The sequence below is a fragment of the Pseudomonas sp. LB-090624 genome (genome assembly GCF_003205205.1).
In the GTDB taxonomy this organism is placed as follows: domain Bacteria; phylum Pseudomonadota; class Gammaproteobacteria; order Pseudomonadales; family Pseudomonadaceae; genus Aquipseudomonas.
The window spans coordinates 199,112-212,602 of sequence record NZ_QJRL01000002.1 but is presented as its reverse complement, the minus strand read 5'-3'; the positions used below and the strand labels follow the sequence as shown (position 1 = coordinate 212,602).

The following is a 13,491-nucleotide window of genomic DNA, read 5'->3' as shown; positions in this document are numbered from 1 at the left end:
TGGCGGCTCACCCCAAAGGGTGATTTCGGTGCCGGCAAGGCCATGGGAGTATCTGCTCAACAACGCACCGCACTGGCAGCGGTGCCTCACCTTATACGGCAGGCCTACAGTGACTAATCAATTGCTTTCAGAACAGTGGTTCGAGCACCTGGCCAAGGTCACCGAGGCGATCGGCCGGCCGGGCTTTGCCGCCAACCTGTTTGCGGCGCTCGGCGTGGTCCGGCCGATCCAGGCCACCACGGTGTACCTGTACCCGCACGACGGCATGCCCTGCGCACTGTTCGAACAGGACGACAAGGCGCCCTGGCAGCCCGAGGGCAATGTCAGCCGCTACCTGTCGGGCTTTTACCTGCTCGACCCGTTTTACGGTGCCTGCGTGGAGCAGGTCGAGTCGGGTAGCTACGGCCTGTTCGACGTGGCGCCCGACCATTTCGAGGTCAGCGAGTACTACCAATCGTTCTATCGCCACTCGCACCTGGAGGACGAGCTCAACTACATCCTGCAACTGGCGCCCGGCCAGAGCCTGGCGGTATCGCTGGCCTTCACCGACAAACTCGACCCGCACAGCCGCGCGTTGTTCGGGTGCATCACGCCCTGGGTGCTTGCGGTCCTGCGCAAGCATTTTGCCGGGCTGGACAGCCGCGCCGGGCGCTTCGAGAACATCCTTGAGCAACGTATCCACGCCGCGCTCAACAATTTCGGCAGTTCGCTGCTGACCGAGCGTGAATGCCGCATCGCCCAGTTGATCTTGCGTGGCCACTCGACCAAGTCGCTGGCCGAGCGCTTGGGCGTGTCGGAAGACACCATCAAGTCGCACCGCAAGAACGTCTACGCCAAGCTCGACATCGGCACCCAGTCCGAGCTGTTTTCCCTGTTCATCGACGCGCTGGCCAATGCCCAGGGCGTGCTGGGCAAGGACCCGCTGGAAAGCTACATGGGCAAGTTGCGCTGAGCGCCTGCCCTGCACCCCCACCGCAAAGGAAAACCAACAATGAACGCGCCTTTCGCCCCGCAACGCCAGACCCGTGACTACCAGGCAGCCGATGCCGCGCACCATATCCATGCCTTTCTTGACCAGAAGGCGCTGAACGCCGAAGGGCCGCGGGTGATCGTCGGTGGTGAACGCCTGCACCTGTGGGACAGCGAGGGCAAGCGCTACCTGGACGGCATGTCTGGCCTGTGGTGCACCCAGCTCGGTTACGGCCGCCGCGACCTGACTGCCGCTGCTGCCACGCAGATGGACCAGCTGGCCTACTACAACATGTTCTTCCACACCACCCACCCGGCGGTGATCGAGCTGTCCGAGCTGCTGTTCAGCCTGCTGCCCGGGCACTACAGCCACGCGATCTATACCAACTCCGGCTCCGAGGCCAACGAGGTGTTGATCCGCACCGTGCGCCGCTACTGGCAGGTGGCCGGCCAGCCGAGCAAGAAGATCATGATCGGCCGCTGGAACGGCTACCACGGCTCGACCCTGGCGGCCACGGCGCTGGGCGGCATGAAATTCATGCACGAGATGGGCGGGTTGATCCCGGATGTGGCGCACATCGACGAGCCGTACTGGTATGCCGAAGGGGGCGAGTTGAGCCCGGCCGAGTTTGGCCGCCGCTGCGCCTTGCAGCTGGAGGAAAAGATCCTTGAGCTGGGTGCCGAGAACGTGGCCGGCTTCATCGCCGAACCGTTCCAGGGGGCAGGGGGGATGATTTTCCCGCCGGAAAGCTACTGGCCGGAAATCCAGCGCATCTGCCGCCAGTACGACGTGCTGCTGTGCGCCGATGAGGTGATTGGTGGTTTTGGTCGCACTGGCGAGTGGTTTGCCCATGAATACTTCGGTTTCGAGCCCGACACCCTGTCGATTGCCAAGGGCCTGACCAGCGGCTATGTGCCCATGGGCGGCCTGGTGCTGAGCAAGCGCATTGCCGAGGCGCTGGTGGAGCGTGGTGGGGTGTTCGCCCACGGCCTGACCTATTCCGGCCACCCGGTGGCCGCGGCGGTGGCCATTGCCAACCTGAAGGCGCTGCGGGATGAAGGCATCGTTCGCCAGGTGAAGGACGACACCGGGCCTTACCTGCAGCGCATCCTGCGCGAGGTGTTCGCCGACCACCCGTTGATCGGCCAGGTGCAGGGCGCCGGGCTGGTGGCGGCATTGCAGTTCGCCGAGCACAAGCCGACGCGCAAGCGCTTTGCCAATGAGAACGACCTGGCCTGGCAGTGCCGCACCTTCGGTTTCGAGGAAGGGGTGATCATCCGCTCGACCCTGGGGCGGATGATCATGGCCCCGGCGTTGATCGCCAACCACAGTGAGCTGGATGAGCTGGTGGAGAAGACCCGCATTGCCGTCGACCGCACGGCGCGCCTGGTCGGCAAGCTCTGAACCGCTGACCTGGGCAACGCACTTCCCTGTGGGAGCGGGCACGCCCGCGAACACCGGCAAAGCCGGTGCCATCCACCGTGTCGCCTGATTCGCGGGCATGCCCGCTCCCACGGAGCGAGTGCGGCGTGCCTGCGAACGGTGCGGTACTTGTTACTTGCGCAAGAAGGACCGCGACGACGGTCGTCTGGAGTACACATGTACACCCTCGAATTCTGGCAACAACGCGCCGCAGACCTCTACCTCCCGGCCAGTGCACTGATCGACGGCAAGCCCGTCAACGCACAGGATGGTGCTACCTTCGCAGCCATCAACCCCGCCACCAACCACGTAATGGCACAGGTTGCCGCCTGCGGCCATGCCGAAGTCGACCTGGCCGTCGCCAGCGCCCGTCGAGCCTTCGAGCAAGGCCCGTGGCCGCGTATGGCCCCCGGCGAGCGCAAGAAGGTGCTGCTGCGCCTGGCCGAACTGATCATGGCCCATCGCGAAGAGCTGGCCTTGCTCGATTCGCTGAACATGGGCAAGCCGGTCATGGACGCCTACAACATCGATGTACCGGGCTCGGCGCATGTCTTCGCCTGGTACGGCGAGGCGCTGGACAAGCTTTACGACCAGGTCGCGCCCACCGCAGCCAATGCGTTGGCCACCATTACCCGCGAAGCGCTGGGCGTTGTGGCCGCCGTGGTGCCGTGGAATTTCCCCCTCGACATGGCCGCCTGGAAGCTGGCCCCCGCGCTGGCTGCCGGTAACAGCGTGGTGCTCAAGCCTGCGGAACAATCACCGTTCTCGGCCCTGCGCCTGGCCCGGCTGGCGCTGGAAGCCGGCATGCCGGAAGGTGTACTGAACGTGGTGCCGGGTCTGGGCGAGCAGGCCGGGCAGGCCCTGGGCCTGCACCCGGATGTGGACTGCCTGGTGTTCACCGGCTCCACCCAGGTGGGTAAGTACTTCATGCAGTATTCGGCGCAGTCCAACCTCAAGCAGGTGTGGCTGGAGTGCGGAGGCAAGAGCCCCAACCTGGTGTTCGAAAACTGCCAGGACCTGGACCTGGCAGCGGAAAAGGCCGCCTTCGGCATTTTCTTCAACCAGGGCGAGGTGTGTTCGGCCAACTCGCGGCTGTACGTGCAGCGCTCCATCCATGATGAGTTCATCGAGCGCCTGCAGGCCAAGGCCCGCCACTGGTTGCCCGGCAATCCGCTGAACCCGGCAAGCCGCGCCGGGGCGATTGTCGATGCCCAGCAGACCAGCCGCATCGAGGCTGCCATCGCCCGTGCTGGCCATCAAGGCGCTCAGCGGGTGTGTGGCGGCCGACGCCTGACCATCGACGGTTCGGACAACTACATCGAGCCAACCATTTTTGCCGGTGTCGAACAGCACTTCAGCCTGGCGCAGGAGGAAGTGTTCGGGCCGGTGCTGGCGGTCAGTGTTTTCGACAGTGAAGAGCAGGCGGTGCGCTTGGCCAATGACAGCATTTATGGCCTGGCAGCCTCGCTGTGGAGCGATGATTTCAACCAGGTGCACCGGGTGGCACGGGCACTGAAGGCTGGCACCGTGTCGGTGAACACGGTCGATGCGCTGGATGTGACGGTACCGTTCGGTGGTGGCAAGCAGTCGGGGTTTGGCCGCGACCTGTCGCTGCATTCGTTCGACAAGTACTCGCAGCTCAAGACCACCTGGTATCAGTTGCGCAGCTAACCGCCGGGTAAACCGGTCGGCACGTACCCGACGCCCACCTGCACTAATTTAGCCGTCCACCCCGGCAAAAAGCCCACGCGCCCTCTACACTGCTGCGGATATCAGCCAAGGCAGTGTGCCGCACATGGAGTACCTGGGATGGGCTACGTGTCGAATGGTCGTGCCTCTGGCAGCGCCGCACGGGGCGTTTCGCTGCAATGGCTGGTGGCCCTGGCCATCATGCTGGGCATGCTGGTACTGGGCGCTGCCCTGGCCTGGCAAGGCTATAGCGGCCTTCGCCAGACCCTCGTGGCCGCCGCGGGCGATGCTGCCCAGCAAGTCGGCAAGACCATTGACGAACGCGCCCGTCGCCTGATCGAGCCGGTGCAAAGCAGCATCCGCCTGTTGGCCTACAACCCGTCCGCCCGCACCCTTGCACAGCGCCTGCAACAGCTGCCGCAACTGGTCGCGGCGCTGGACGCCAATCGCATGCTCAGCGCCGCCTACATGGGGTACCCCAATGGCGAGTTCATGCTGGTGCGTCACCTGCGCGACCCGCAGCTGCTGCAGCGTTTCGCTGCACCACCGGGCACGGCGTTCCTGGTGCAGACCGTCAGCCGTGAAGGCGGGGCAGTGCAGGGGGAATGGCGGTTCTACGACCGGGCACTGAACCTGCTGCAAACCCAGGCCAGGCCGGACTACCGCTACGATCCGCGCATGCGCCCCTGGTTTACCGAGGCCACCGCACAACCCGACACAGTGCTGACCCGCCCCTACGTGTTTTTCACCACCGGTGAAATCGGCATGACCATGGCCCAACGCAGTGTCGACAGCGGGGCGGTGATCGGTATGGATGTTTCGGTCAACGACCTGGCCAGTGAGGCTCAGGACCTGCGCATGACCCCCGGCACCGAGATTGTCGTGATCGACGACCGGGGCAATGTGGTGGCCTACCCCAACCTGCAACGGGTGATCGTGCATGAAGGGCCGGCAGTGCGGCTGTCGCGGGTTGGCGAGCTGGGCATCGCCAGCCTGCAGCAACTGTTTGCCGACCTGCCGCAAGGCACCCGGCCGCAGCCTTATCAGGTGCACGGCGAGACCTGGTTTGGCATGCGGGTACCGCTGACAACCCTGGCCGGGCAGGACTTGCAGCTGCTGATTGCAGTACCGGCCCATGAGCTGCTGGCGGGCGCACGCAAGGTGCTGTTCGAACAACTGCTCTGGACCGCCGCGCTGATGGCCGTGCTGCTGGTACTCGGCGGCGTGCTCGGGCGGCGCATCGGCCGCCCGTTGCGCTTGCTGGCCGCGCAGGTGCAAGGCCTTGCCAGCTTCGACTTCAGCCGTGAGGTGGGGGTGCGTTCACGAGTGACCGAGGTGCGTGAGTTGAGCCGGGTACTCAGCCAGATGTCAGGCACCATTGTCAGCTTCCAGGCGATTACTCTCACGCTCAGCCGGGAGCGCAACCTGGAGCACATGCTCGACGGCGTACTGACCCACTTGGTGGAAGCGGCCGGGGTCAGCGGCGGGGCGGTGTACCTTTATGATGACGACCACACCGTATTGCGCCTGGCCGCCTCTTGCCGGGGAGAGCAGTACCCCGGCGAACTGGCTGTGGATGATGGCGACCAGCAGTTGGCCGTCAGGGTGGCTGCCGCCCTAGGCTTGCATGAGCGCAGCCTGGCCGTGGTGCTCAACGACCGTGGCCAGGCATTGCTGGGCATTCTGGTGTTGCAACTGAACGATGAACAGGCGTGCGAGCAGGTGGGGTTGCCGTTCCGCCGGTTTGTCGAAGAGTTGTCCGGGGTGGCAGCAGTGGCCATCGAAACGCGGCAACTGGCCGAAGCCCAGCAGAACCTGCTGGATGCCATGATCAAGCTGCTGGCCGACGCCATCGACGCCAAGAGCCCCTATACCGGTGGCCACTGCGAGCGGGTGCCACAGCTGGCGCAAATGCTGCTGGACCAGGCGGTGGCCGCTGACAGAGGCCCCTTTGCCAGCTTCAGCATGAGCGAAGCCGAACGCTACGAATTCCGCGTGGCGGCCTGGCTGCACGATTGTGGCAAGGTCACCAGCCCCGAGTACGTGGTCGACAAGGCGACCAAGCTGGAAACCCTGTACAACCGCATTCACGAAGTGCGCATGCGCTTCGAAGTGCTGTGGCGTGATGCCGAACTGGCCTACTGGCAGGGCCTTGCCAGCGGTGCCGAGCCGCAGGCACTGCAAGCCGCACGCGCGCGCAGCCAGGCCCGGCTGCAGGACGATTTTGCCTTTGTCGCCCAAGCCAACATTGGCGGGGAGTTCATGCAGGACGCGGATATCGAGCGCCTGCAGCTGATCGGCCAGCGTCGTTGGCAACGCCACTTCGATAACCGCCTGGGCATTTCCCGCGATGAAGCCGAACGCTTTGCCGGGGTGCCGCCAGCCACGCTGCCCGTGGACGAGCCGCTGCTGGCCGACCGGCCGGAACATCGGGTGCCCTGGGGCGCGCGCAAGCCGCCCGTGGCCAAGGACGACCCGCGTAATACCTGGGGCTTCGACATGCGCTTGCCGGCCAATGCCAGCAACCATGGCGAGTTGTACAACCTGGCGATCCGCCGTGGCACGTTGAATGACGAGGAGCGCTTCAAGATCAACGAACACATTGTGCAGACCATCATCATGCTCAGTTCGCTGCCATTCCCGCGGCAGCTCAGGCGGGTACCGGATATCGCCGGCAACCACCACGAAAAAATGGACGGCAGCGGCTACCCGCGCCGGCTTGGCGAGCGCGACCTGGGTGTGGCTGAGCGGGTGATGGCGATTGCCGATGTATTCGAGGCGCTGACGGCCGCTGATCGACCTTACAAGCCAGCGAAGACCTTGTCCGAGTCAGTGAAGATCCTGGTGTTCATGGCCCGTGACGGGCACCTCGACGGGCAACTGCTGCAGTTGTTCCTCAACAGCGGTGTCTACCGCCAGTATGCTGAGCGCTTCCTGCGCGCCGAGCAGATCGATGAGGTGGATGTGGCCTACTGGCTTGAGCAGATGCGCTGCCCGGCCTGAGCATGACCCTTTGCCCACGCGCGTGTAGTGGGTGAAGCTCAGATCCCGGGGGGCGCTTCGCACCCCATTGCGGCGCAAGGCCCCACATGACTCGTCTTTCCAGGGCGATCAGAGCAGCGACTGTGAGCAAGGGCCCGCCTCACTCATACTCCCGCACCCCGGCAATATGCCGACCGGCCACATAGCCAAAGGTCAATGCCGGCCCCAGGTTGATACCGCCAGACGGATACCAACCACCAAACACACTGGCCATGTCGGTACCTGCCGCATACAGCCCGCCTATCGGCCGCCCGGACTCATCCAGCACCCTGGCGCTGGCGTCGGTGCGCAACCCGGCGAAGGTCCCAAAGCAACCCGGCTTGACCTTCACCGCATAGAACGGCCCATGCTCGATTGGCGCCACGCAGGGGTTTGGCCCTTTGTGCTGCGGGTCGCCTTGCTTGCGGTTGAACGGTGTGGAACCACGGCCAAACGCTGGGTCCTGGCCATTACGGGCATGGCTGTTGAAATCGCTGATCGTGGCGCGCAACCCGGCGGGGTCGATGCCGCAGGCAGCGGCCAATTCATCGAGCGTGGCGCCGCGTTTCAGGTAGCCGCTGCGCACATGTGGCCACACCGGCAGCGGGGCAGGGCGGGCATGGCCCAGGCCATAGCGGCGCAGGAAGCGATGGTCACACACCAACCACGAACACACTTCCTCATCCTGCGGCACTGCCGCGACCATGGCCGATACATAGTCGTAGTAGCCATGGGCTTCATTGACGAAGCGCTTGCCGTTGGCCAGCACGCCGATAATGCCCGGCTTGCCACGCTCGATGATGTGCGGGAAGTGGCCGACACTGCCATCGCGGTGCGGCACCTGCGAAACCGGTGCCCAGGCCACAGGCGACTGCAGGTCGGTAGCGACAACGCCACCGGCCGACTCGCCCAGGCGCAGGCCATCCCCTGAACAGCCCGTTGGCGGCAGGGCCAGGTTGTCGTGGCCGGTGGCGTCACGCGGGAACAACTGCCGACGCCGCGCAGTGTCGTTGGGGAAGCCTCCTGCCGCCAGCACCACAGCCTTGGCCCGGATTCGTTGCTCGCCCTGTGGCGTCGCCACCAACGCGCCGCGCACCTGGCCATCCTCGACCAGCAAGCGCTTGGCCGGCGCCGACTCTTGCAGGTGCACGCCCAGATCCTGCGCCGACTTGGCCAGCCGCGCCACCAGTGCCACGCCGTTCACCAGGTGCATTGCCCGGCCATGGCGGGCCAGGTGATACAGGTGGCGGCCAAAACGTTTGCATACGTGCAGCAAGGCTCTGGGCGAGCGGGTCATGTTGAGGAACGCGGCAAGGTCGGTGCCGGCCATGATCGGCATACCCATGAACGAGGTTTCGCGCAGGGTCTTGCGCAGGCGCGGCAGCAGCGCACCCACCTCGCGGGCATCATACGGGGCTGCAATCACCTGATGCCCGCCCTGGGCCGCGCCCGGGGTGTCGCCGTGCATGTCCGGGATGCCATTGCCGTCGGCGAACTGCAGCGCCGTGTGCTGCTCGAAAAACGCCACCATGTGCGGGCACGCCTCAAGAAAGGCATCGACGCGCTCGGCGTCATAATTGGCCCCCAATTCATTGCGCAGATAGGTACGCGGCTGCTCGATGTCCTCCTCGATGCCGGCCCGCCGAGCCAGCGGGTTGCGCGGCACCCAGGCCCAGCCACCGGACCAGGCCGTAGCGCCGCCGAATACCGGCTCCTTCTCCACCACGATGACCTTCTGCCCATGCCAGGCAGCCGTTACCGCGGCAGCCAGCCCGGCAGCACCAGAACCTATGACCAGTACGTCGCACTCGGTTTCGAAGGGAGCAGAAGGCATTGCGCAATCCTATTGTTTATTAGAACGTTGTTCCACATTCTCATCGCCGCTCCCGTGATCTGCAAGGGAGAGGGCAGCGAGCAGGGCAAGAAGCGGGCGATAATCGGCCATTTAGTGGCCGGCTGGATGCGGCCGCTATCGGCAATGTGGAATCATCTTCTAGAATTCGCAAAAAATAGCAGGGACCTGTGTCATGGCTGGTAGTCAGATCGAACGCGCCTTCAGTCTTGTTGAAACCCTTACCGGTGAGCCTCAGGGGCTGCCGCTGCAAACCCTGGCCGAGCGCCTGGACATCCCTAAAAGCGCGGCCCATCGCATGCTCGCCGAGCTGGTGCGGCTGGGTTATGTGCGGCAAAACCGCGACACTAGCCGCTACCAGTTGTCGGCCAAGCTGGTAGCCCTGGGGTTCCGTTATCTGGCCAGCAGTGGCGCCGACATCATTCAGCCGATTCTCGACCGCCTGGCTCAGGACAGCGGCGAGCTGGTGCGCCTTGGGGTGATCGATGGCGCCCGACAAACCTGGATCGCCAAGTCGCAGGGCGCCCGCTCCGGGCTGCGCTACGACCCGGACATGGGCCGGGATGCCCCGCTGTTCTACACCGCGTCGGGGCATGCCTGGCTGGCCAGCCTGGACGATGAACAGGCGCTGCAGATGGTGTTGCGCCAAGGCATTGCCGACCCCACCCGGTTCGGCCCGAACGCCCCACGTTCCACCGATGAGCTGATCGCCTACCTGCACCGAGCCCGAGAACGTGGTTATGCCTGGGTGGAAGAAACGTCGGCCATCGGTACTTCGGCCCTGGCTGCGGTGGTACGGCGCCCGCAAAGCACCGAGGTCATCGGTGTGCTGAGCATTGCCGGGCCCAGCGCCCGCATGGCGCAGAGCCGCCTCGCAGAGCTGGCGCCCCTGTTGCTGGGAGCTGCAGAGGAGTTGTCGGCCGCCAGCCCGGCCAGCGAACTGTTCGCCTAAGGGGATATTCCGGTCGATTACCGCACAGTCTCTTGTCCGGGTTCTTCTGAAAAGCTGAACCTGGTTCTAAATTGCTGAAAGTGAATTGTGGAACGTGGTTTCAGAATTCATTACACAACAATGACAAGAGGACAGGCTGTTGAACGCACCCCTTCGTATTGCCCTGATCGGTGCTGGCATCATGGGTCGCCAGCACTACCAGCACATGTGCAACGTGCCTCAGGCTCAACTGTGCGCGGTGGCCGATCCTGGCCCACAGGCCGAGGCTTTCGCAGCCGAATGCGGCGTGCCGTATTTTGCTGACCACCGGCAGATGCTGGAGCGCGTGCGCCCAGAAGCAGCCATCATCGCCAACCCGAATAATCAGCATGTGGCCACCGCATTGGATTGCGTCGAAGCCGGTGTGCCGGTACTGGTAGAAAAGCCGGTCGGCGTGCATCTGGATGAAGTTCGGGCCTTGGTAGAGGCCTCGCGCAGGCGCAATGTGCCGGTCCTGGTTGGTCATCATCGCCGGCACAACCCCCTGATCGCCAAAGCGCATCAGGTAATCAGTGCAGGCAAGCTGGGCCGGCTGATCAATGTCACTGCACTGTGGCAGTTGCAAAAGCCCGACAGCTACTTTGAAACGCCATGGCGTCGCGAGCCGGGCGCCGGCTTCTTGCTGACCAACCTGATCCACGACCTCGACCTGCTGCGCCACTTGTGTGGCGAAGTGGTACAGGTGCAGGCGTTCACCCGCAACGACGTGCGCGGTTTCGCCAACGAAGACAGCGCTGCAGTGCTGTTGCAGTTCGCCAATGGGGCGTTGGGCAGCTTGACCGGCTCCGACGCCGTGGCGGCGCCGTGGAGCTGGGAACTGGACTCTGGCGAAAGCCCGGTCTACCCACGCCAGGCCGACCAGCCGTGCTACCTGCTGGCGGGTACCCAGGGCGCGTTGAGCATTCCCCAGCTCAAGCGCTGGCACTACGCCGACGCTGGTTCGGGCTGGCATACGCCGTTGCTGCAGAACCAGGAAGCCATCCCCGCTGGCGATGCACTGACTTTGCAGATGCAGCACTTCGTGCGGGTTGCCCGGGGTGAACAGGCGCCGCTGATCGATGCCGCCGACGGTGGTCGCACCCTGGCGCTGATCGACGCTATTCGCCAAGCCGCCGAAAGCGGCCGTGCCTGTGCGCCGGAGCACATTGCCTAGTACGCCCTCAATTTTTGGTGACGATAAATGACTGACCGTATTTTCTCTCTTGCCGCCCTGACGGTGCTCGAACTGTCCCCACCGGACATGGTCGAGGCAGCCGCCCGCGCCGGCTATAGCCATGTTGGTCTGCGCCTGGTGCCGGCCACCGAGCAGGAGCAGCACTTCCCGCTGGTGGCCGATGCAGACCTGCGCCGGCAGACCCTGGCGCGCTTGCGTGATACCGGTATCAAGGTGCTTGACCTGGAGATCCTGCGCCTCAAGCCGGAAACCTGCGTTGCGGATTTCGAGCCGATCCTGGCGGTGGGCGCCGAGTTGGGCGGGACAGAGTTGCTGGTGGCGGGCAACGACCCGGATGAAGCTCGCCTGACCGATCGCTTTGCTGCCCTGTGCGAACTGGCGGCAGTGCATGGCATCTACCCACACCTGGAGTTCATGCCGTGGACCGATGTGCGCGACCTGCGCCAGGCCATGCGCGTGGTGGCCAACGCCGATCACGCCAATGGCTGCGTGTTGGTGGATGCATTCCACTTCAACCGCTCGCGCTCGTCGCTGAGCGACCTGGCGCAGTTGGCACCGCAGCGCATGCGCTATGCCCAGCTGTGTGACGTTGCCGGCCCGGTGCCGGCCGAGATGGACGAAATCCTGCGCCAGGCGCGTAACGAACGACGGTTCCCCGGTGAAGGCGACGCCGATCTGGTCGGCCTGCTGCGCGCGTTGCCGGCAACCGTTCCGCTAAGCCTGGAAATCCCGACACGGCAATTGCTGGAGCAAGGGATCAGTGGCGAACAGCGCGCGCGTATGGCGCTGGAAAGGGCCAAGGCAGTGTTGGCCGCGGTCTGAATCCAAACACGTGGCGCATGGCCCGTGCCATGCATCACGTGCCCCGCACAACGATAACTGCCCGCCGAAAAAAAGGGCCCGCAAGGGCCCCGTAGAGGTAACGGGTCAGCGCCCTCAGGCGCTCTCGACCTTGCGCGGCGCCATGAAGTACATCCATACAAGCGCCAGGAAGTACATCGCGGGGATCATGGTGAACAACACGGCATAGTTGTTGTTGGTCGCGGTCAGCACACTGCCGACGATCTGGGTCATGAACATCCCGCCGATTGCCGCGCACATGCTGCCGAAGCCGAACACCGTGCTCACCAGGTGCTTGGGCGTGTAGTCCATCACCAGGCTCCAGATGTTTGCCGTCCATGCCTGGTGCGCGCCCACCGCCAGCGAGATGGCCGCCACCGCGACCCACAGCCCGCTGGCGTTGGCGGCGAAGACCACGCTGACCATGGTGCAGGCGAAGATCAGCATCGACACCAGCCGCGCCGTCGTGGCGCGCACGCCACGGCCGATCAGCCACGACGACAGGATGCCGCCACCGATGCTGCCAAAGTCCGCTGTCAGCCAGATGATGATCAGCGGGATACCCATCTGGGTCACGTTGATGCCCAGGCTGTATTGCTGGTTGAGGAACGGCGGCAGCCAGTACAGGTAGAACCAGAACACCGGCGCGGTAATCGCATAGGCCACCGCGAACGCCCAGGTGCCACGTAGCCGCAGGATTCGGCTGAACGGTACGCGGGACGGCTCGGGCTCTTCATCCTGCTGAATGTACTGCACCTCGCTCTGGCGTACGCTGGGGTGGTCCTCAGGGTTGTAGTACTTCAACAGCCACAGCACCACCCACACCAGGCCCAGGCTGCCCATGGCGATGAACGCGGCTTGCCAGCCCCACACCGCCAGAATCAACGGCAACAGCGCCGGGGTAACCATGGCGCCGACGTTGGTGCCGGCATTGAACAGCCCGGTGGCAATCGCCCGCTCACCCGCTGGGAACCACAAACGCACGGTCTTTACGCAAGCCGGGTAGTTGGCGGCCTCGGTCAGGCCTAGGATGAAGCGGCAGACCATGAAGCCTGCCGCCGAGGTGGCCAGGCCATGTGCGCCAGTGGCCAGGCTCCATAGCAGCACGGCAAAGAAGAAGGCGCGTTTCACTCCCACCTTGTCGATCAGGCGGCCCTGCAGCAGAAAGCCGATGGCGTAACCGACCTGGAACCAGAAGTTGATGTTGGCGTAGTCCATCGCCGTCCAGCTCATTTCCTTGGCCAGCACAGGTTGCATGATGCCAAGGGCGGCGCGGTCGATGTAGTTCAGGGTAGTGGCGAAGAACACCAGGGCCAGCATGCCCCAACGGGTCTTGCCGACGCCGAAGGCGCCGCGAAGCTTGTCGCCGATCGAACCCTGAGGCATCCGGGTAGCGGCGGGGGTGATCTTGGAGTGGTTCATAAACTGCTCGTTTCTTGAAATTGTATTCAGCTGCGGTGCTACGAGTACGTGACCGGTTCCCAGGCAGGGGGGCACGCAAGGCCGGTGCATGGTGCGCAGTGAAGGCGGCA

At 64.4% G+C, this 13,491-nt stretch carries 9 protein-coding genes; 7 read left to right on the top strand and 2 right to left on the bottom strand.

The genetic code is table 11. The features are described 5' to 3' along the window. Window positions 1–109 precede the first annotated feature (109 nt). The 4 genes from DMX11_RS02935 (at window position 110) to DMX11_RS02920 (ending at window position 7,084) form a co-directional block, all read left to right on the top strand. Window positions 110–952, top strand: a complete 843-nt coding sequence (locus DMX11_RS02935) for a helix-turn-helix transcriptional regulator (RefSeq protein WP_110743136.1) — start codon at window positions 110–112, stop codon at window positions 950–952. Window positions 953–991: 39 nt separating this feature from the next. Then, window positions 992–2,374 (top strand): aspartate aminotransferase family protein, encoded by a 1,383-nt coding sequence (locus DMX11_RS02930; RefSeq protein ID WP_110743135.1) that lies wholly within the window; start codon window positions 992–994, stop codon window positions 2,372–2,374. A 195-nt stretch (window positions 2,375–2,569) separates the two neighbouring features. Beyond that, window positions 2,570–4,063, top strand: a complete 1,494-nt coding sequence (locus tag DMX11_RS02925) for an aldehyde dehydrogenase (RefSeq protein WP_110743134.1) — start codon at window positions 2,570–2,572, stop codon at window positions 4,061–4,063. 138 nt (window positions 4,064–4,201) lie between these two features. Beyond that, complete coding sequence (locus tag DMX11_RS02920; RefSeq protein ID WP_110743133.1) at window positions 4,202–7,084, top strand: HD domain-containing phosphohydrolase; 2,883 nt, start codon at window positions 4,202–4,204, stop codon at window positions 7,082–7,084. Window positions 7,085–7,223: 139 nt separating this feature from the next. Here the strand turns inward: DMX11_RS02920 and DMX11_RS02915 are convergent, their stop codons facing one another. Then, on the bottom strand, window positions 7,224–8,936 hold the full coding sequence (locus DMX11_RS02915) for an FAD-dependent oxidoreductase (protein WP_110743132.1): 1,713 nt from the start codon (window positions 8,934–8,936) through the stop codon (window positions 7,224–7,226). Between the two features lie 193 nt (window positions 8,937–9,129). On the opposite strand from DMX11_RS02915, the gene DMX11_RS02910 reads away from it, so the two are divergent. The 3 genes from DMX11_RS02910 (at window position 9,130) to DMX11_RS02900 (ending at window position 11,941) form a co-directional block, all read left to right on the top strand. Next, entirely contained in the window at window positions 9,130–9,906 is a 777-nt protein-coding gene (locus tag DMX11_RS02910; protein WP_110743131.1) for an IclR family transcriptional regulator, read from the top strand. 139 nt (window positions 9,907–10,045) lie between these two features. Beyond that, window positions 10,046–11,098 (top strand): Gfo/Idh/MocA family protein, encoded by a 1,053-nt coding sequence (locus tag DMX11_RS02905; RefSeq protein ID WP_110743130.1) that lies wholly within the window; start codon window positions 10,046–10,048, stop codon window positions 11,096–11,098. 27 nt (window positions 11,099–11,125) lie between these two features. Continuing rightward, window positions 11,126–11,941, top strand: coding sequence for a sugar phosphate isomerase/epimerase (locus DMX11_RS02900; RefSeq protein WP_110743129.1), 816 nt, complete (start codon window positions 11,126–11,128; stop codon window positions 11,939–11,941). Window positions 11,942–12,055: 114 nt separating this feature from the next. Here DMX11_RS02900 and DMX11_RS02895 read toward each other — a convergent pair whose 3' ends face one another. After that, window positions 12,056–13,381: an MFS transporter gene (locus DMX11_RS02895; RefSeq protein ID WP_110743128.1), complete on the bottom strand. Its 1,326-nt coding sequence runs from the start codon at window positions 13,379–13,381 to the stop codon at window positions 12,056–12,058. Window positions 13,382–13,491: the final 110 nt, after the last annotated feature.

Bases quoted from the DNA above. Each gene is read 5' to 3' on its own strand.
- DMX11_RS02900 (WP_110743129.1), top strand. From the start codon at position 11,126: ATGACTGACCGTATTTTCTCTCTTGCCGCCCTGACGGTGCTCGAACTG.
- DMX11_RS02925 (WP_110743134.1), top strand. From the start codon at position 2,570: ATGTACACCCTCGAATTCTGGCAACAACGCGCCGCAGACCTCTACCTC.
- DMX11_RS02910 (WP_110743131.1), top strand. From the start codon at position 9,130: ATGGCTGGTAGTCAGATCGAACGCGCCTTCAGTCTTGTTGAAACCCTT.
- DMX11_RS02920 (WP_110743133.1), top strand. From the start codon at position 4,202: ATGGGCTACGTGTCGAATGGTCGTGCCTCTGGCAGCGCCGCACGGGGC.
- DMX11_RS02895 (WP_110743128.1), bottom strand. From the start codon at position 13,381: ATGAACCACTCCAAGATCACCCCCGCCGCTACCCGGATGCCTCAGGGT.
- DMX11_RS02915 (WP_110743132.1), bottom strand. From the start codon at position 8,936: ATGCCTTCTGCTCCCTTCGAAACCGAGTGCGACGTACTGGTCATAGGT.
- DMX11_RS02930 (WP_110743135.1), top strand. From the start codon at position 992: ATGAACGCGCCTTTCGCCCCGCAACGCCAGACCCGTGACTACCAGGCA.